Raw genomic sequence first — 19,196 nt, 5'->3', positions numbered from 1 at the left:
TATGAAGGCTGAAATAGAAGCGAAACCGGAAGGAAGTATATGGAGTGATGACCAGTGGCGCGCCATTGCGGAGAGCGGTGATGACATCCTTGTTGCTGCGGCAGCAGGTTCCGGCAAGACGGCGGTGCTGGTAGAACGGATTATTCGAAAGATCAGTAAGGAAGAGAACGGCTTCAGTGTAGACAGGCTACTAGTAGCCACGTTTACCAAAGCTGCGGCTGCCGAAATGCGGCAGCGGATCAGGGAAGCTCTTGATCGGGAGCTGGAGGAGAACGGGGAGAACGACCATTTGCGCCGTCAGCTATCCCTGCTGGGCAAAGCTTCGATTACAACATTGCACTCCTTCTGTCTGGAAGTGATCCGGCGTTATTATCAAATGATTCCGATTGATCCGGGTTTCCGCATATTAAATGAGCATGAAGCGGAGATGATGCGGCAGGAGCTGCTCGAAGAGTTGCTGGAGGAAAAGTACGGTGAGGTAGGTGCGGATGGCGAGGATAGCATATTTGTGCAGCTCGCTGATTGGTTCAGTGGTGAACGCAGTGATGATGCAGTGCATGCGCTCATACAGCGATTGCATGATTACGCCCGCAGCCATCCTTGGCCAGCGCAATGGCTCCGTGATACTGCAGCTGATTTCTCATTGCCAGACACCGAAAGTCTGGGTGGAACGCCATGGGTGCTGAGCATTCTTGAAGAAGCGAAGCTGACACTTGCGGGTGCAGCCAGTCAGCTGATGCAAGGCCGGGAGATTGCACTACAACCGGGTGGTCCGGCACCCTATGCTGAGAATTTAACCACTGATCTTGAGATGGTAAATGCACTGCAGGATGCCGTTAACGAACGACCTTGGGCAGAATTATATGATATTTTTATGGAAGTATATTTTGGAAAATTAAAGGCTTGTAAGAAGGATTCGACAGATCCTGGACTGCAGGAGATGGTGAAGGAACTGCGCGACAGTGTGAAGAAGAGTATTTTAGATCTTCAGAAAGCATTGTTTGGCCGTCCGCCTGAGGTTTTTTTGAAAGAGCTGAACGAAGCGGCTCCACTGATGGCAGAGCTTGCAGAGACAGTGATAGCATTCGGTGAACGTTATAGAATTGAAAAAGCAGGAAGAGGTCTAGTCGACTTCAGTGATTTGGAGCATTATTGTCTGCAAATTCTACGCCATCCGGACTCTACGCCCGGTCATTCCCTGCCTTCTGATGCAGCTATGGAATACCGTGCTCAATTCGATGAGGTTCTGCTGGATGAGTATCAGGATACGAATAGTGTGCAAGAGGAGATTGTGCGGCTAATATCCCGTGAAACACCCGGTAACCGGTTTATGGTCGGAGATATGAAGCAAAGTATCTATCGATTCCGTCTGGCGGAGCCGGGGCTATTCCTGGATAAATACCGCAGCTTTGGCTCACACCCAATCGATGATCCATCTGAAATTACTAATGAATCGTCTAGCGGTTCGGTTATCGATCTGGCCCGTAATTTTCGCAGTCGCATGGAGGTTGTGAATGCCGTTAATATGATCTTCCGGCAGATTATGAATGAGACGGTAGCGGAGATTAATTATGACGAACGCGCTGAGCTTGTTTACGGAGCGACTTTCCCAGGTGCAGCAGAGAAGGGTCCCGATACCTTTTTTGTACCGGAGTTATTATTGATAGATCGTGGTTCAACAGCAGGGAAGTCAGAAGAGACTTCTGAAGACGGTGAGGCGCCACTTCAGGAGAGTGAAGCCATTGAGAGCGAGACGGCGCAGCTGGAAGCACGGGCAATTGCCCGGCGTATTTCACAAATGACGGGGATGACCGGTGGATCGCCGCTGCTTATCTACGATAAAGGACTCAAGATTATGCGCCCGGTTATTTACGGTGATATCGTAATCCTGCTTCGCTCGGCAAGAATCTGGACCCCTCTAATCATCGAAGAGCTTCGGATGGAAGGAATCCCTGCTTATGGTGATCTGAATAAAGGTTATTTTGAAGCTACAGAAGTGGAAATTGCACTCTCCCTCTTAAAAATAGTTGATAATCCTCAGCAGGACATTCCGCTGGCTGGCGTACTTCGTTCACCTGTGGTCGGATTAACGGAAGAAGAATTGGCTACGGTGCGTATGTGTAGTCAGGGTCCTTATTTTCAAGCAGTACAGATGGCGGTGGATATGCAATATGCAAAAGAGGCTGAAGAAGAGTATGACCTCTTCTCGGCTCATGTGATTGAATCCGCAAGCACCGTCGAAAATAATGTTTTACCTGATAAAGATCTGCCGCAGATCAGTCCAGAACTGAAGCGCAAGCTTAGACATTTCCTAGAACAGCTGGAAAGCTGGAGAAATGCGGCTAGACAAGGTAGTCTCAGTGAGCTGATCTGGCGTATCTATGGGGAGAGCGGCTATCTGGAATGGGTTGGAGGACTGCCTGGAGGCTCGCAGCGCCAGAACAATCTTAAAGCTTTGTATGATCGGGCTGTGCAATTTGAGAATGACACCGCAGCGCGTGGATTGTTCCGTTTTCTGGTGTTCATTTCACGGCTTCGTGAGAATGGCGGAGATCTGGGTGTAGCTGGCGGTGGCGGTGAAGAAGGCAATGGCGTCAGAATCATGACCATCCATAAATCCAAGGGGCTGGAGTTCCCTGTTGTTTTTGTAGCCGGGATGGCAAAACAGTTCAATCGACAAGATTTGCATTCGCCATTTCTTATGCACAAAGAGCTTGGCTTTGGGCCGCGTTTTGTGGAACGGGAAACGCGAGTTAGCTACCCAACACTTCCTTATCTGGCTATTAACCGGCGTACACGGCTTGAATTATTAGCTGAAGAGATGCGTGTATTATATGTAGCGTTAACTCGTCCGAGAGATAAAATGATTCTAGTAGGCACTGTAAGAGATTTGCCGCGCAAAATCGCTAGCTGGAGCAGCGTACAGAACCGGGATGAGCTGCTGCTTGCAGATCATCTGCTGGCCCGAGGGCGCAGCTATTTGGACTGGGTCGGACCGGCATTGATCCGGCACCCTGCGGCGGCGATTCTTCGTAAGCTGGGCGGTTCAGAAGGTACCGTCTCCACGGTGCTGCACAACGATGTCTCCAACTGGAGCATCAGTGTGCAAAATGCTTCCGAACTTAATTCTGGGGCGTTTCTGCCAACGGATCAGACTGAGGAGAAGGTAGAGGAACGGCAAGCTGTACTCGAAGCACTGCATAAGGGTGAAGCTGTAAATATATATGGAACAGAGACTAGCGATGAAATTGCTAGAAGACTGGAATGGAATTACCCGTATGCGGCAGCCTCAGGTATTCCGGCTAAAACTTCTGTTACGGAGTTAAAAGCGTTGTTGTCGTTGCAGGAGCAGCCCTCTTTTGATCTGCTGGAAGAAGGCAATTCTACAACCTCAATAGAAAACGATAAACGTCCAAGTGTTGCAGGTGCGGACAGTCTTCATTTGCGGCGTCCGAAATTTATGGAAAAACGCAGTCTAACCCCAGCGGAACGCGGGACAGCATACCATACAGTCATGCAGCATATTCCGCTGGAGGGCCCGGTTGATCCTATGGTTGTGGAAGAAACCTTAGCCCGACTTCAGAGAGTGGCTATTCTAACTGCTGAGCAGGTGGAGGCTGTAGCTCCCGATCAGATAGAAGCTTTTTATACTAATGAACTGGGACGTAGATTAATAGCTTCTTCTTGGAAGCTTAGAGAAATGCCGTTCAGTTATATGGTTCCCGCAGGTGAGGCTTATCGAGGGCTCGATTATATGAATGAAGCCGTCTCGGAGCTTTCCCCTGAGAACAATAAGGAAGGCTTTAGTGAGGCTGTGCTAATTCAAGGGGTCATTGACTGCCTGTTCCGTGAAGAGGACCGGATTATTCTGCTAGACTATAAGACGGACTCTGTATTAGAACATCAGGGCGGCTTAGAGGCACTTAAGGAAAAATATCGTTTTCAGCTAGAGTTATACAGCAAGGCATTACATGATATTTTGGGAGAACCGATCAGCGAGATTTGGCTGTACTTTTTTGACGGCGATCATGCTGTGAAATTATAAATTATTCATTGCCGCATAGGAGCGGGGAAAGAGGACGAAGATGCGGATATTGCATACGGGGGATTGGCACTTGGGCCGTACGCTGGAGGGAAGAAGCCGCCAGAAGGAGCAAGAGCAGTTCATAGATGAATTGGTGGAGATCGCCGATTTTCATAAGGTGGATTTGATTATGATGGCGGGAGATGTGTACGATTCCGTTAATCCGCCAGCGGCTTCGGAGCAATTATTCTATGAGGCTGCTGCCAGGCTGACTTCAGGGGGCAGGCCCCTTGTGGTGATTGCCGGCAATCATGACCAACCGGAGCGCGTATCTTCAGTCTCCCCGCTTGTATTAAGGCAGGGGATTACCTTGGTAGGACTTCCAACCTCAGAGCCAGTGACAGTTCATGCTGCGCGGACAGGTGAGATTGCCAAAATCGCAGCCCTTCCCTATCCCTCTGAGGCACGTCTCGGTGAGTTGCTTGCTGGGGACAGCGGGGAAGAGGAGCTTCGACTAGCTTACAGCGCACGGGTAGGCAAACTTATGCAACTGTTGGGACGGGAATTTACGCCACAAACCGTGAATTTGGCGATGAGCCATATTTATGTGCTTGGAGGTGTAGAGAGTGATTCGGAACGCCCGATTCAGGTGGGCGGGGCTTACACTGTAGACCCTTCTGCTTTATCCTGTGGAGCGCAATATACTGCACTAGGCCATCTTCATCGCGCTCAGCGTGTAAAAGGGGAAGGGATGATCCGTTATAGCGGATCCCCGCTGGCATATAGCTTTTCGGAAGCAGGACAAGCCAAGTCGGTGACGCTGATTGATGTTGCGCCGGGCGGTGAGCCGACCTTCGAAGAAATCTATCTTCGCTGTGGGCGTCCACTTGTAAGATGGAGCTCTACGGGGGGATTGCAAGAGGTATATAACTGGTTGGATGAATGTAGAGATGCTACCGCTTTTATAGATTTGGAGATTCGGCTCAGTGAAGCTATGTCGATGAATGATATTCAGCGCCTGCGTAAATCACGTGAGGGGATCATTCATATTCGTCCGATTTATCCGCAAATGGAGCTGGAGCTCGAACAAATTTCCCGTTCACGTATGCCTGTACAAGAATTGTTCCGTAAATTCTATCAGCGCCAGACGGGCGGGGCGGAGCCGGAGGATCGTTTGATTGAGCTGTTCTTACAGCTAACCGAAGAAGAACGGCAGCAGCCGGAGGAAGGAGAGGAGAACTAAGGTGAAGCCTATTTTATTAAAAGTGGCAGGATTGCAGAGTTATAGAGAAATGCAGGAAATAGATTTTGAAAGTCTGTGTGAGACCGGGCTGTTTGGGATTTTTGGACCTACGGGCAGCGGCAAGTCCAGTTTGCTGGATGCTATTACTTTGGCAATGTACGGCAAAGTGGAGCGCGCCGTTAATGGAACACAGGGGATTATGAATCACTCTGAGGATTCACTCAGCGTGGCGTTTACCTTTGAGCTCACTTCTTCCGCTGGGGCACATCGTTATCGCGTTGAACGTAAGTTCAAGCGGACAGGTGAGCAAACAGTTAGTAACACCATTAGCCGTTTCATTGAAGTTACACCTGACGGGGATAACGTTATGGCGGATAAACTCGCAGATGTTACACGTTGTGTGGAAGAGCATATTGGGCTCAAAATGGATGACTTCACGCGAGCAGTTGTATTGCCGCAGGGGAAATTCGCCGAATTCTTATCGCTTCGGGGCGTAGACCGCCGACAAATGCTGCAGCGCCTGTTCCATTTGGAACAGTATGGCGATCAGCTTGCGTTGAAGCTTAGCCGACGGGTGAAGGAGAATGAGGCTGCGCTCCGCGCATTCGAAGCGGAGCAGCAGGGGCTTGGCAGCGCAGGCAAAGAGGATGTAAAGGCAGCGGCGGAGCGCCTCGAACAAGCAGCCCAGCATGCTGCGGAATGCCGCCGCAAGCTGGAGGCGGCGCTGCAGGTCGCGGAGCGTTTCACGCGCATTCGCGAGCTGCAAGAGGAACGGACCCGCCGCGAATTGCAGCGGCAGGGACTGCTCTCCAAGGAGGAGGAGATTCTCCTCCTTGAACGGAAGCTCGGCCAAGCTGACGAGGCCGAGGCTAGGCTTCCCGCGCTGAAAGCATGGCGAAGCGCGGAAGACGCCTTCAAGAGCCGATTGACCCGCGCGGAGGGTCAAGAGGTGCTGGCCGCCGCTGCCGAGCAGGAGGCGGCGCGTGCCGCTGCGGCCGCGGCTGCTGCGCAGGCCGCGCTTGCGGCGGAAGAGCCGGCCCTCCGGCAGGGGGCCGACACCTACCGCCGCGCGCTCGAGCTCGAGTCCGAGCTCGGCGCCCTGCGGCGCGAACTCGCGGCTCTGCGCGAGCGCCGCGAAGAGGCCTCCCGCAAGCTGGCGGAGCTGCGGGAGGGCATGGCCCGGGAGCGTGAGCTTTTGGCCAAGGGCCAAAAGCGCCAGCAAGAGCTGCAGCAGAGCTTGCAGCCGCTCGGTGTCCGCTCCCAGGAGCGGCAGTCTCTGCAAGAAGCGATGCAGAGACTGCAAGGGCTGCACTCCGCCGAATCCCAGTGGGATAAGGCGGAGAAGGAGCGCCGCGAGCGTGCCGCTGCACTCGCGGCTGCGCAGGCGCGCCTCGCGGAGGCCGAGGGCCGTCGCGGGCAGCAGGAAGCTTCTCGCGGGCAGCTGATCCGCGAGGCGGCGCTGCATCAAGAGAAGCTGCTGGCGACAGAAGAAGCTGCGTGCACCGCAGCAGAAAGTCTGGAGCAACATATCAGTTCTTTGGAAGCGGCCCTCAAGGGGCATGAGTTGCACAGACTGTCGCTTGGATTGGCTAAAGAATTGGAAGCAGGACAACCTTGCCCTGTATGTGGCAGCGAACACCACCCGGCCCCTGCTGTATTGCAGGATAACTTAGAGCAACAGGAACTGGAGATAAAGCTTCAACAGGCTCGGGTGTTGTCCAGACGTGCTTTGGAAGCACGCCATATGTTCCGTGGTCTGCGGGAGCAGGACCTGGTTTGGCTGGAGCAGGTGTTTGGTGATGGAGCTTTTGATACGGTAAATCATCCTGCAGCGGCAGGCTCAGAAGTCAGCACTGCCGAGGTTTCCTCTACCGATATGTCCATCCCGGATGAAAAAGCTTTGGCAGAACTTGATGCTGCATTTTTAGCATTAAAAAGCCAGTCTGGAGAACTGCGCCGTACAGCGATACAGTGGCAGCAATCGATGCAGGAAGTTCAGCAGCTATGCCTCAAAGAAGCAGCGGGTGCCGAAGGTGAGCGAAGCTGGGTAGAAGGCCTAACCGCCAAAGCCGAGGAACTGAGTGGCCAACTAACCGCTTTGCGGCAGAACTGGGTACAGCAGTTCCCTGATTTGGCACCGGAAGAGGTAGAAAAAGCTTATCGTGAGCTGTTAGCCAAGGATGCTCAAGCTGAGGAAATTAGATCCCGACTGGAAATCAGTGTCAAGTTTCTGGATGAGAAAAGCGCTTCGGTGCAGAATCTTCAGGAGACCATCACCGGACTCGATAAAGAGCTTACTCAGTGGAATACACAGATGGAAGGCAAAGAAGAATTGCAGCGTGAAAAAGAACGGCGTCTTCTAGAGTGGACTAATGGCCGCGCTGCTGCCCCTCTTCTAGCAGAGTGTGAGCGTCGTCTGCAGGAATTGTTAGCAGCTGTGGAGACCAGCCAACGATTACATCTCACGGCAGCGGAAAAAGCGCAGCATGAGATCAAGGAGGCAGCGATTACCCGCCAGGCTGCAGAATCTGCTCGAGAGCATTATGTGACTTCAAGCCATCTGTGGGAGCAAAGCTTAACCTCTTCACCTTTTAGTTCCGCCGCTGAGGTTGAAGGAGCAGCACTCGCACCTGAAGAGCGGGAAATTTCTTCTTCTCGGGTACATGCCCATCGTGCGGAAGAAGCTGAAGTCTCATTGCAGCTGCGCAATATTGAAGAGAAGCTTGACGGAGCCAGCTTAAGTGAAGAGGAGTGGCAAGTTAGCCAGGAGAGCTTAAGCGTGTGTAAGTCAGAGGATGAAATGTCGCTGCAAGCAAGAGCGCGCGCAGAGCGAGATCTGGAGGATCTGCGGCATCGGCATATTCGCTGGATGGAGCTCGAAGCCCAGCGGCTAGAACATGCTTCTCTACAGGATCATTTGTCCAAATTGCAGACGGTTTTACGTGGAAATGCTTTTGTTGAGTATATTGCGGAGGAACAATTGATGCAGGTATGCCAGTCTGCTTCCCAGCGGCTTCGTTTCCTGAGCAAACAGCGTTATGCGCTGGAGGTTGATTCGGGTGGTGGCTTTGTAATCCGTGATGATGGAAACGGTGGTGTAAGAAGACCGGTCTCCACGCTTTCCGGCGGAGAGACGTTCTTAACTTCCTTGTCACTTGCACTTGCACTTTCGGCACAGATTCAGCTGCGGGGGCAGTATCCATTGCAATTTTTCTTTTTGGACGAAGGCTTTGGTACGCTGGATCCGGAATTGCTCGATACGGTAATTACCTCACTGGAAAGACTGCATAACGACCAACTGTCTGTCGGCATTATCAGCCATGTTCCAGAGCTTCGGGCACGACTGCCACGCAAGCTGGTAGTAGTACCTGCTGAGCAGGGTGGAGGGGGATCTCGGATCCTTTTGGAAAAAATGTGAAGATCTATAATGTGTGTGATTCTTATCACAGATACAGTATCAACGCGCTGTTATAATACAGCTAAGCCGACATTACTTTAGAAACACCTCGGCGGACGTATGGCAGGGAATGAACTCCTTTTCATACGTCCGCCGCCGAATCAGCTTTATAAGCTGTGAAGGGTGTTTCTCTTTTTTTTGTCTTTTTTAGGCCTAACGGTGTTGATATATTTATTTAATGGTTCATTCTGTAACAGATACAGTTTAGGGCAGATTATGCTGAGTTTGCTTGCTGCTTTCGTAATTGATGATTATCCTGTATGATTATCTTATGATGAAGTGGAATTTCACCAATTTTTAGGAGGCAAGCACTCTATGGAGACCGTGTTTAGCAAAATTATTGAGGGTACTATTCCTTCCAAAAAAGTATTTGAGAATGAACGTATTCTTGCATTTTACGACATCGAGCCGGCTGCACCGGTACATGTGTTGATCATTCCCAAGAAGTTCATTGCTTCAATGAATGATGTTACACCTGAGGATCTTCCGCTAATTGCTGAAATCCACAGTGTAGCCCAACAGATCGCCAAAGACCTTGGAATTGCTGAGTCTGGTTATCGTTTAATCAATAATTGCGGACCTGATAGTGGACAAGCTGTGCCTCATCTTCATTATCACCTGCTGGGTGGAGCCAAGCTGGGTGCGCTCACTGGAAACTCAGCTTCGCACGCATAGCATAATCATTTAATGTTGAAGAACTTGCCAGAAAAAAGAATAGCACGAAGGTTGACACGTTATTTCCGTTTGACCTATAATGGAGTTTGATAAACCGTGTTATGCTCTTGGACGGTATGGTCGGAGGGAGGGGAAACCTGTGTCTGAAACGAAAGTTCGCAAAAACGAGACAATTGATGCTGCACTTCGTCGCTTTAAACGTTCCATCGCAAAAGATGGTGTCTTGGCTGAGGTGAAGAAACGCAAACATTACGAAAAGCCGAGCGTTAAGAAAAAGCTGAAGTCTGAGGCTGCTCGTAAGAGAAAGTTTTAGGAGGATTACCCACGCATGAATCTTAGCGAGAGATTGAACGAAGATATGAAGCAAGCGATGAAGAGTAAGGACAAGTTCACGCTCTCCACGATTCGAATGGTTCGTTCTACAATAAAGTATCTTGAAATAGATCTGAAGAGAACATTGGACGACAACGAAGTGCTTGATATCCTTAGTCGTGAAATCAAACAGCGCAAAGATGCCCTCCAAGAATTTGAATCAGCGGGTCGCGACGAGCTTGCCGCGAGTACAAAAGCAGAAATCGAGATTATTATTAAATATCTTCCCGAGCAACTTTCCGAAGAAGAAATTAAAGTAATTGTACAGCAGACCATCCAGGAAACCGGTGCTTCTTCGAAGAGCGAAATGGGGAAGGTCATGAGCGCACTGATGCCTAAGGTCAAAGGTCGCGCTGATGGTAAACTCGTGAACCAGGCGGTTCTGCAATTTCTGCAATAATATAGCACTAGCACCCCTTGCAAAAGGGGTGCTTTTCTATGTTATGAAACGTAAATCCAATTTCAGCGTATTAAGGGTTATGAGTTCTGGGTCAAGCTAAAGAAGGGAGGTAAAATCATTGAGAAGATTACGGAAAATACTGTTAGCTAGCATTCCTGTGGTCCTGCTGTTACTCCTCCTGACACCCTTTGCAACGAATGTAAGCGCTGACGGGGCAGCCCCGAAAACACCGGGGGTTACGAACAGTGAGCTGAAAAAAGGTCCCGTGTTTATTATTCCGGTAGATCAAAAGATTGAACGGGGTTTGCAAAGCTTTTTGGAAAGAGGATTTGAAGAAGCCGCTAATTATGGAGCAGTCCTTATTCTACTAGAGGTCGATACACCTGGAGGGCTGGTGAAATCGGCAGAAGAGATTGGGACGATGGTAAGAGAGAGTGAAATACCAACAGCTGCCTATATTAAAGGTGATGCCGCTTCTGCAGGCAGTTACATAGCACTTAATGCAGGTGCAATAATCATGAAGCCGGGCAGTATGATCGGCTCCGCTTCCTTGGTAGACATGAATGGTCAAAAAGTCGATGATGCCAAAATGATATCCTACTGGAGATCTAAAATGATCGGCGCTGCTGCGCTGAATGATCGTGATCCAGACATTGCTGCTGGAATGGTGGATAGTAATTTGGTCGTGGATAAGCCAGAGCTTGGAGTGACTAAGACACAGGGAGAAATCATTGCCTTGTCTAGTGAAGAAGCTTTAAAAGCTGGTTACGCTGATCAAATTACAGATACCCCTGAAGAAGCAATTCAGTGGCTTGGATATACTACAGACGACATCTTTCGCGTAGAGCATACCGGTGCGGAAAAAATGTCGCAATTTCTGACCAATCCGATTATTATGACGATTCTGCTGTTCATTGGGATTACAGGCGTTGTCATTGAACTGATTGTTCCAGGCTTTGGTGCGCCAGGAATTATCGGGACGTTGGCTTTTGTGTTATATTTCTTCGGCAACTATGTTGCAGGATTCGCCGGAGCGGAAACTTGGCTCTTGTTTATCATTGGGCTTGTCATGCTTGTGCTGGAGCTCTTTGTGCCTAGCTTCGGAATATTGGGGCTCCTAGGCTCTGTCAGCCTTGTAGCGGGTGTTGTACGAGCTGCTTACAGCTATAAGCATGCACTGCTCAGTCTAGGTATCTCTTTCGTAGCTGCGACTATAGTTGTAGTAATTGTTGCGGTCATTTTTAAAGAACGAGGGATATGGAACAGATTTATTTTGAAGGAAAGCCTTACTAAAGATCAGGGATTTGTGCCTGTAGAAGAGAAGCTTAGCTTATTAGGCGCTACAGGAACCAGTATTACTCCACTTCGTCCCTCAGGAACGGCTATGATAGGCGGCGAACGTGTGGATGTTGTTACAGAAGGTAGTTTTATTAGTGCTAATGCACCGGTCTCTGTTATTAAAGTAGAGGGCGGACGGATTGTTGTGAAAGAAATCAAGGAATAAGGTAAACACTGGAACCAATAATAGTTCTACAATAAATTTACGGAGGTTATATAGTATGGGTGAAGCATCTTTGATTCCTATTCTGTTCATCGCGGTAGTGGTGATTATTGTATTGAGCGTGTTTTTAAGTTTCTTCCCGGTTATGCTCTGGATTTCAGCATTAGCATCGGGCGTTAGAATCAGTATTATTACGCTGGTGGCGATGAGACTGCGTCGTGTAACCCCAAGTCGTATCGTTAACCCAATGATTAAAGCGACTAAGGCAGGTCTTGGACTGAACATTAATCAACTGGAGAGTCACTATCTCGCAGGTGGTAACGTAGACCGTGTTGTTAATGCGCTTATTGCAGCACAACGTGCAGATATTCCTTTGGAATTTACTCGCGCAGCAGCCATTGATCTTGCAGGACGTGATGTGCTGCAGGCTGTGCAAATGAGCGTTAACCCTCGTGTAATTGAGACACCGGTTGTTGCGGCTGTTGCTAAGAACGGGATTGAAGTTAAGGTAAAAGCGCGCGTAACTGTTCGTGCCAATATCGATCGCCTCGTGGGTGGTGCGGGTGAAGAAACGATTATTGCCCGTGTTGGTGAAGGGATTGTAACGACAGTAGGTTCGAGTGATTCCCATAAAGATGTCCTTGAGAACCCGGATTTGATTTCGCGGACGGTATTGTCCAAAGGGCTTGACTCAGGTACTGCTTTTGAGATCCTCTCCATTGATATTGCGGATATCGATGTAGGCAAGAACATCGGTGCTTATCTACAAACCGAGCAAGCAGAAGCAGATAAACGCATTGCCCAAGCCAAAGCGGAAGAACGCAGAGCGATGGCTGTCGCTCACGAGCAAGAGATGAAGGCGCGCGTAGTAGAGATGAAGGCGCTTGTTGTGGAAGCTGAGTCTCAGGTGCCTATGGCAATGGCTGAGGCGCTCAGAAATGGCCAAATCGGCGTGATGGATTATATGAATATCAAAAACATCGAGGCAGATACCCAAATGCGGGGCTCTCTCGGCAAAATGAATGATCAGGACGACAATAACCGTCCTAACAATAATAAATAAAAGGGGATGTGAATCTCCATGAGCTGGATCTATATTATTGCGGTTATTATATTCGCGATCGTATCCAATGTGAATAAAGCAACTAAAAACAAGCCCAAAGGAGCTCCTCGCGGGGGAATGCCCACTTTTGGGGGCGGAGAGGATTCTCCGCTCCGCCGGGTAAAGCGCCCGGATATCGATGGAGGGGGCCAAGCGGAGTCTGGCAGTGGATTTCCTGCTCCTGTTAGCACCTCTTCCCGGCAGTCGAGGTCAGAGGATAACCGGGAGTATGATGCCTCTCCTGCCTTTCCAGAACCCGCGTATATACCAACTCCAGATTATTCTACTGGAGAAGGAATGTCTTTGGAGCATGCCGATGACGGAGTTGAATTACGCACACAAAGAATGCAAGAAGAGGTACGGCGCCTTCAATCTGCTTTTGACGGGATAGCGGGTGCAGATACCAAAAGATCAAATAAGAATAAGAACACAAACTCACCCTCTGCGGCAGACCAGACACATGGAACAGGGAGTCGGGACGACCTGCGCAATGGTGTAGTCTGGGCAGAGATTCTGGGTCCACCGCGTTCTCGTCAGCCGCATTCCACCCGAAGATAATATTTACGGATCATAGTAACAATCAAGCCTCGGTTTCCTATCTTTACGATAGGTTGCCGGGGCTTTTTTTGCTTTTTTCACACTAGAAGGGTCCTCCTTTGTTACTTCTTCTCATAAAAAAAAGCGTTGCCGCATAAGGTGTACAGAAGGCAGGAAGGGGGAACGTCTACTTATGACCCGTATTGGCCGCAGGCTGCGGGGATGGACAAACGGGGTACTGGATCTACCACAGGACTTATTACAGGAAATGCCCCGGATCACCCTGATCGGCAATAAGGAACTGCATATTGAGAATCATCGCGGCGTGCTGCATTTTTCCTCTGGTCAGCTTAAGCTCGCGTTAGCTAAAGGATCGCTTGAAATCACGGGCGAGGGACTTGTCATCCGAAATATTCTAGGCCAGGAATTGGCTGTAGAAGGCGTTATCGGGGAGATCAGATATAACGAAAGCGAGGAGAGATCATGAAGGAGCCACCTCTGTCATCACTGCGGGGGTTCGTTACACTGCATGTGACGGGACCTCAGGTGGAGCGATTTATTAATTTCATTTCTGAAGCAGGAATCATGATTTGGGATGTGAGGCCCGCTGAGGGCGGCGCTTCCCTTAAGCTGCTTCTGGATGATTTTTATGTCCTCCGGCCGATTTTAAAAAAGACAGGCTGTCGTATGCACGTTACCGGTAGAAGCGGACTTCCATTTCTTATGGCGCGGCTGTGGAAAAGGAAATTTTTTGGCATAGGTATTTTGATGTTTGGAATTACACTTTTTATGTTATCTACGATGGTATGGAGTATTAGAGTCGAAGGGAATGAAAAAATTGCTTCTGAGGATATATTGGCTGCCGCTCGCCAGGAGGGTGTGTATCCTTTTCAGTGGATATGGCGTCTGGAGGAGCCGGACAAGCTCTCTAAGGGGCTGCTGGCCCATTTACCGGGTGTTTCTTGGATAGGGCTGCAACGGACGGGGACGAGCATCAAAATTCAGGTTGTAGAGGCTAAACAGCCCAACATCAAACCTTTGCTTAGCCAACGGCATTTAATTAGCCGAACAGATGCGGTGGTAACAGAAATATATGCGGAGCAGGGCAGACCGGTAGTAGCGCGTAATTCGCGTGTGAAAAAAGGGGATATCCTGATTTCCGGTGCTCTTGGAGACGAAGAAAATGTAGAGTATGTGGTAGCCAAGGGTGAGGTTAAGGGGTTGGTTTGGCATGAGTACAATATCGAGGTTCCGCTTGAAACAACCAATAGCACCTACACTGGGGAGCGTAAGGATCGCACCTATCTCGTGTTGGGGAAATGGGCTATTCAGCTGTGGGGTTATGGCAAATCCTCCTTTGAGAATTCAAAGACGCTCACAGAGCATGATCCGCTATCTTGGCGCTCTATTGAGCTGCCGCTGGGCCTGATGACTGAGAAAGAAATGGAGATCAATGAAACAAAGGATACGATAACTCCAGAAGCTGGAGTAGCGAGGGGAATTGAGCGGGCGAAGAATGATATTTTAGCTCGATATGGTGTTGATAGCGTCATCAAAAGTCAAAAAGTTTTGCATGAGAAGAAAGAGAATGGTAAAGTTTATATGAAAGTGATCTTTGAAGTAGAAGAAAAAATTTCCGAAGAACTGCCAATAGTAAACAATTGAGGAGAATGAGGCTACTTGTCAGAACAGACTGCAAGCATTCGTATATCTTTGCAAAATGCGGGAGAAGCGCAATCGCTGTTTGGCCCGCAGGATGGATTCTTAAAAATCATCGAGAGTGAAATTCCCGCCATTATTGATTCGCGTGAAGCAGAGCTAACGATTCGTGGAGCTGAGCGGGAAGTAGACATGCTGGGGCAATTGTTTAATGTGCTACTGTCTCTCATTCGGAGCGGTTACATACTTACTGAACGTGATGTGCAGTACGCTGTGGAACTGGCGAAAGATTTTCGTGCTGATCAATTGCTCGATTTGTTCAAAGGAGAAATTACTACAACTTTTCGCGGAAAGCCTATCCGTGTCAAAACGGTCGGCCAGAAGCATTATGTGACAACGATCAAGAAGCGTGATATTGTATTCGGAATCGGTCCTGCAGGAACGGGGAAGACCTACTTGGCAGTGGTGCTTGCAGTTACGGCACTGAAAGAAGGTTCGGTTAAGCGTATTGTTCTTACGCGTCCCGCAGTAGAAGCAGGAGAGAGTCTAGGATTCCTTCCAGGGGATTTGCAAGAAAAGGTAGATCCATATCTGCGTCCGCTTTATGATGCATTATACGACGTTATGGGGCCCGATCAGGTGGCTAAGGCACTTGAACGGGGATTGATTGAGATTGCTCCGCTGGCTTATATGCGCGGACGTACATTGGATGATTCATTTATCATCTTGGATGAAGCGCAGAATACAACACCTGAGCAAATGAAAATGTTCCTGACTCGACTCGGCTTCGGGTCCAAAATGGTGATTACAGGTGACGTTACCCAGATTGACCTGCCCCGCGGCAAGAAATCCGGTTTGATTGAAGCCAAAGCGATTTTATCCGGCATAGAAGAACTTGGCTTTGTCTACTTCGCGGAACAGGATGTAGTACGGCATTCCCTGGTGCAGAAAATTATCGTTGCCTATGACCGCTCTGCCGAAAACCTCCAATAAAGGGGATTGTCTTCATGGCTTCAAAGCAACCATCTAAATTAAGCGGATTTGTATATACGAACAACGGATGGAAGTATAGCGCAGTGACACGCTATGCTCTTTTCCTGTTACTCGGACTAGTGTTCTACTTCAGCTTGTCGCCAGAATTGCTACCTAAGAAATATGATATTAAAGAGAATACTTACAGTGCAAAGGAAATAACGGCACCGAAGCAAATTAAGGACACCAAAGCTACGTTAAAAGCGGCTGAGGAAGCGGCCGAAAGCGTATCTCCCAAGTACAAAATTATCCCGATGAGGGCAGACAACCTAGTGACCTCGCTGCTGGACCGGATAGATCGCCTCAATCAGGATGATCTGATCTCGCAAAGCGATAAGACGGGGATTTATCGTGATGAAATCCCGCAGAGAGCCAGCGATTTCATCTTGAATTTCGTAGCTTCCAATCGGGGCAGCGCTACATATTCAGATCACCTCTTGGATGAAATGCAATCTGTCATCAAAGAGCAGACCTATGTCATTCCGGAAGAGACTTACATTAAGATTCCGCGCCTGACCTCTCAGGACATTATCGAGATGAAGCCTGTCGCCCGAGATATTGTAACTAGGCTGATGAATGATCAGATTACGGATGCGCAGACCGCTCGCGCCAAGGTAGCGGAACAGGTCAGTATTAGTTCTCTAAGCCAGCGTACAGCGCGTGAGGTTGTTCAGGAGCTTGTACGTCTTGTGATCACAAGTAACAAGTTCTACGATGAGGATGCTACCAAGGAAGCAAAGGTACAAGCCCGGGAGAACACACCTGATGTATTCATTGAGCAAGGGGACACGCTTGTTGCTAAGGGGCAGCTAATTACTCCAGAGCTCTACACTCTTTTGGATGAGAATGGGCTACTAAGCAATGAGGTGAATTACTGGCCACAGTTAGGCCTATTGATTCTCTCTGCGATGCTCTCCGTCGGTTTGCTTGCGTTCATTCGTTATTCAGGCGGCACCTCAGGCTTTAAGTACAACAATTCTCAGCTATTGATGCTGGTGCTTGTATTTGTTATAACTATTATCTCTATGCGGCTGGCCGCTGTTTTGCAGACCGATGTCCGATCTTATATCGGATTCCTGGCACCGGTGGCGATTGGCGCAATGTTAATTGCAATGCTTCTGGACATGCCTTTGGCCTATTTCTGCTCCATTCTATTCAGTGTACTGGCGAGTGTTATTTTGAATGTGCAGCAGAACTCAATCTTTGATTTTAACTTTGGTTTCTTTGCTATCGTGGTTTCGTACGTGGCTATCTTTGCGACTCACCGTGCGGGTCAACGCTCCACGCTCCTTAAAGGCGGGATTATGGTATCGCTTTTTGGCTGTCTGACAGTCTTTATGCAGATACTGTTAGGTGGAGGAGCATGGAAAGAGGTAGGTACCTTGTATTCGGTTGGTTTTGCTTTTGCAGGGGGACTATTGACGGCTGTACTTGTGATTGGGCTAATGCCTTTTTTCGAGGCAACCTTTGGTATTCTATCGGCATTGAAGCTGGTAGAATTGTCTAATCCAAACCACCCGCTGCTGCGCAAACTGCTTACCGAAACGCCGGGAACCTATCACCATAGTGTAATGGTAGGTAACCTGTCAGAAGCTGCCGCGGAAGCGATTGGAGCAGATGGCTTATTGTGCCGGGTTGGATCGTATTATCATGATATTGGCAAAACAAAACGTCCGTTTTATTTTATCGAGAATCAGAATAATATGGAAAATCCACATGACTCTATTGAACCGAAGCTTAGTAAATCTATCATCGTTGCCCACGCCCGTGACGGGGTGGAAATGCAACGAGAATATAAGCTGCCAAAGCCAATCCGTGACATTGCGGAGCAGCATCATGGAACAACGTTCCTGCATTATTTTTACCATAAGGCACTGAAGCTGGCGGAAGAAAAAGGTGTCGAGGCTGATTTTACCGAGGAAGATTTCCGTTATCCTGGACCGAAAGCCCAGTCGAAGGAAGCAGCCGTTGTGGGAATTGCCGACAGTGTCGAGGCTGCAGTGAGATCATTGCGTAAGCCAACTGTTCTGCAGGTGGAAACGATGATTGAGAAGATTATTAAAAGTCGACTGGATGATCATCAGTTTGACGAATGTGATTTGACGATTAAAGAATTGGATATTATTGCACGGACTCTGAAGGAGACGGTTATGGGAATTTTCCATTCACGGATCGAATACCCAGAAGATGTGCGTAAGCCGAAAAAAGAGGAAGGGGCACCTAACCCATGAGTTTGGAGATCGTTTGGGATAACGAGCAGGAAGAATACGAGATAAAGGACGATCTCATTACGCTGCTGGAGAGCATTTTGCAAAAAGCAGGTGAAGCGGAAGGGATCGATCGGGGCGAGGTAGCTCTTACTTTTGTCGATAACGTTCGTATACATGAGTTGAATTTGGAATATCGGGGAATTGACCGTCCGACGGACGTGCTTTCTTTTGCTATGAATGAAAGCGGAGAGGACGAGCTGGACATTATATACGAGATAGAGGAAGGCGAGGCGCTGGAAGATGTTCCAGACGTACTTGGGGATATAATCATTTCCGTAACTCGTGCGCAGGAGCAGGCGCTGGAATATGGTCATTCACTGGAACGAGAGCTTGGTTTTCTTTTCGTTCACGGATTTCTGCATTTGTTAGGATATGATCATCAGGATGAAGTTTCAGAAGCAGAGATGATGTCCAAGCAAGAAAAAGTACTATCTCAGGTTGGGTTGACGCGCTAATGGTGAAGAACACGGCGGTAGGGCACAAGAAGTTCTGGCACTCTTTTCGGTTTGCATCGCAAGGCTTAGTGTCGGCATTCAAATCCGAGCTTAACATGAAGGTGCATTGCTGTTTAGCGGTGGTTGTGCTAGTAGCCGCTGCCGTGTTCAGACTTCCGCTGGCCAGTTGGATGTTGCTGCTGTTCTCGATCACGCTTGTCCTAACTGCCGAACTGCTCAATACGGCGATTGAAGCGACGGTTGATCTGATCTCGCCAGAGATTCATCCACTGGCTAAGAGAGCAAAAGATACCGCCGCAGGAGCTGTGCTTCTCACGGCGGTGTTTGCTGTCTTAGTTGGGATCTATGTTTTTTATCACCCTGTGATGGACTGGATTAGCGGACTTATGTCATAATCAGGATACAAAATCAATTCAGGGGAGAGGCGGACCCGCGTTTTGCGATTCCGCCTCTTTCGTTACTGAATAAT

At 49.0% G+C, this 19,196-nt stretch carries 15 protein-coding genes; all 15 read left to right on the top strand.

The features are described from left to right. The first annotated feature begins 1 nt into the window (after window position 1). The 15 genes from addA to NST25_RS23740 all read left to right on the top strand — a co-directional run bounded on the left by addA (window position 2) and on the right by NST25_RS23740 (window position 19,122). Window positions 2-4,045, top strand: a complete 4,044-nt coding sequence (addA, locus tag NST25_RS23810) for a helicase-exonuclease AddAB subunit AddA (protein ID WP_340394462.1) — start codon at window positions 2-4, stop codon at window positions 4,043-4,045. A gap of 40 nt (window positions 4,046-4,085) precedes the next feature. Continuing rightward, window positions 4,086-5,267, top strand: a complete 1,182-nt coding sequence (locus NST25_RS23805) for an exonuclease SbcCD subunit D (RefSeq protein ID WP_340392621.1) — start codon at window positions 4,086-4,088, stop codon at window positions 5,265-5,267. Between the two features lies 1 nt (window position 5,268). Then, entirely contained in the window at window positions 5,269-8,685 is a 3,417-nt protein-coding gene (locus NST25_RS23800; RefSeq protein WP_340392620.1) for an AAA family ATPase, read from the top strand. A 354-nt stretch (window positions 8,686-9,039) separates the two neighbouring features. Beyond that, the gene (locus NST25_RS23795; protein ID WP_036683863.1) at window positions 9,040-9,399 is read left to right on the top strand and encodes a histidine triad nucleotide-binding protein; all 360 of its coding nucleotides are present in this window, start codon (window positions 9,040-9,042) and stop codon (window positions 9,397-9,399) included. A gap of 139 nt (window positions 9,400-9,538) precedes the next feature. Continuing rightward, window positions 9,539-9,712, top strand: coding sequence for a 30S ribosomal protein S21 (gene rpsU / locus NST25_RS23790; protein WP_036657994.1), 174 nt, complete (start codon window positions 9,539-9,541; stop codon window positions 9,710-9,712). Between the two features lie 15 nt (window positions 9,713-9,727). Continuing rightward, window positions 9,728-10,171 carry a GatB/YqeY domain-containing protein gene (locus NST25_RS23785; protein WP_036683862.1) on the top strand — a complete coding sequence of 148 codons (444 nt, stop codon included), beginning with the start codon at window positions 9,728-9,730 and terminating at the stop codon, window positions 10,169-10,171. A 118-nt stretch (window positions 10,172-10,289) separates the two neighbouring features. Next, a complete protein-coding gene (locus NST25_RS23780; protein WP_248549505.1) occupies window positions 10,290-11,675 on the top strand; it encodes an NfeD family protein in 1,386 nt (461 codons plus the stop codon). Window positions 11,676-11,730: 55 nt separating this feature from the next. Further along, complete coding sequence (gene floA, locus NST25_RS23775) at window positions 11,731-12,735, top strand: flotillin-like protein FloA (protein WP_036683849.1); 1,005 nt, start codon at window positions 11,731-11,733, stop codon at window positions 12,733-12,735. 18 nt (window positions 12,736-12,753) lie between these two features. Continuing rightward, entirely contained in the window at window positions 12,754-13,332 is a 579-nt protein-coding gene (locus NST25_RS23770; protein WP_280753448.1) for a hypothetical protein, read from the top strand. A gap of 172 nt (window positions 13,333-13,504) precedes the next feature. Next, a complete protein-coding gene (gene yqfC / locus NST25_RS23765; RefSeq protein WP_036683844.1) occupies window positions 13,505-13,798 on the top strand; it encodes a sporulation protein YqfC in 294 nt (97 codons plus the stop codon). Continuing rightward, window positions 13,795-14,976 carry a sporulation protein YqfD gene (gene yqfD / locus NST25_RS23760; protein ID WP_076278789.1) on the top strand — a complete coding sequence of 394 codons (1,182 nt, stop codon included), beginning with the start codon at window positions 13,795-13,797 and terminating at the stop codon, window positions 14,974-14,976. The genes yqfC and yqfD overlap by 4 nt, the downstream gene beginning before the upstream one ends. Window positions 14,977-14,991: 15 nt before the next feature. Further along, a complete protein-coding gene (locus NST25_RS23755) occupies window positions 14,992-15,963 on the top strand; it encodes a PhoH family protein (protein ID WP_036683834.1) in 972 nt (323 codons plus the stop codon). A 14-nt stretch (window positions 15,964-15,977) separates the two neighbouring features. Continuing rightward, window positions 15,978-18,233, top strand: a complete 2,256-nt coding sequence (locus NST25_RS23750) for an HDIG domain-containing metalloprotein (protein WP_036683831.1) — start codon at window positions 15,978-15,980, stop codon at window positions 18,231-18,233. Next, window positions 18,230-18,727: an rRNA maturation RNase YbeY gene (gene ybeY, locus NST25_RS23745; protein WP_339169327.1), complete on the top strand. Its 498-nt coding sequence runs from the start codon at window positions 18,230-18,232 to the stop codon at window positions 18,725-18,727. Before NST25_RS23750 ends, ybeY begins: the two co-directional genes overlap by 4 nt. Next, window positions 18,727-19,122 carry a diacylglycerol kinase family protein gene (locus tag NST25_RS23740; RefSeq protein WP_076185260.1) on the top strand — a complete coding sequence of 132 codons (396 nt, stop codon included), beginning with the start codon at window positions 18,727-18,729 and terminating at the stop codon, window positions 19,120-19,122. Before ybeY ends, NST25_RS23740 begins: the two co-directional genes overlap by 1 nt. Window positions 19,123-19,196: the final 74 nt, after the last annotated feature.

It is taken from the genome of Paenibacillus sp. FSL E2-0190 (genome assembly GCF_037992965.1).
Classification (GTDB): domain Bacteria; phylum Bacillota; class Bacilli; order Paenibacillales; family Paenibacillaceae; genus Paenibacillus_AQ; species Paenibacillus_AQ odorifer.
The sequence above is the reverse complement of the archived record's forward strand: the minus strand, read 5'-3'. Positions and strand labels throughout refer to the sequence as shown.

Excerpts from the sequence above, each read along its gene's own strand:
- addA (WP_340394462.1), top strand. The coding sequence starts at position 2 with ATGAAGGCTGAAATAGAAGCGAAACCGGAAGGAAGTATATGGAGTGAT.
- NST25_RS23805 (WP_340392621.1), top strand. The coding sequence starts at position 4,086 with ATGCGGATATTGCATACGGGGGATTGGCACTTGGGCCGTACGCTGGAG.
- NST25_RS23795 (WP_036683863.1), top strand. The coding sequence starts at position 9,040 with ATGGAGACCGTGTTTAGCAAAATTATTGAGGGTACTATTCCTTCCAAA.
- NST25_RS23785 (WP_036683862.1), top strand. The coding sequence starts at position 9,728 with ATGAATCTTAGCGAGAGATTGAACGAAGATATGAAGCAAGCGATGAAG.
- floA (WP_036683849.1), top strand. The coding sequence starts at position 11,731 with ATGGGTGAAGCATCTTTGATTCCTATTCTGTTCATCGCGGTAGTGGTG.
- NST25_RS23770 (WP_280753448.1), top strand. The coding sequence starts at position 12,754 with ATGAGCTGGATCTATATTATTGCGGTTATTATATTCGCGATCGTATCC.
- yqfC (WP_036683844.1), top strand. The coding sequence starts at position 13,505 with ATGACCCGTATTGGCCGCAGGCTGCGGGGATGGACAAACGGGGTACTG.
- yqfD (WP_076278789.1), top strand. The coding sequence starts at position 13,795 with ATGAAGGAGCCACCTCTGTCATCACTGCGGGGGTTCGTTACACTGCAT.
- NST25_RS23750 (WP_036683831.1), top strand. The coding sequence starts at position 15,978 with ATGGCTTCAAAGCAACCATCTAAATTAAGCGGATTTGTATATACGAAC.
- ybeY (WP_339169327.1), top strand. The coding sequence starts at position 18,230 with ATGAGTTTGGAGATCGTTTGGGATAACGAGCAGGAAGAATACGAGATA.
- NST25_RS23740 (WP_076185260.1), top strand. The coding sequence starts at position 18,727 with ATGGTGAAGAACACGGCGGTAGGGCACAAGAAGTTCTGGCACTCTTTT.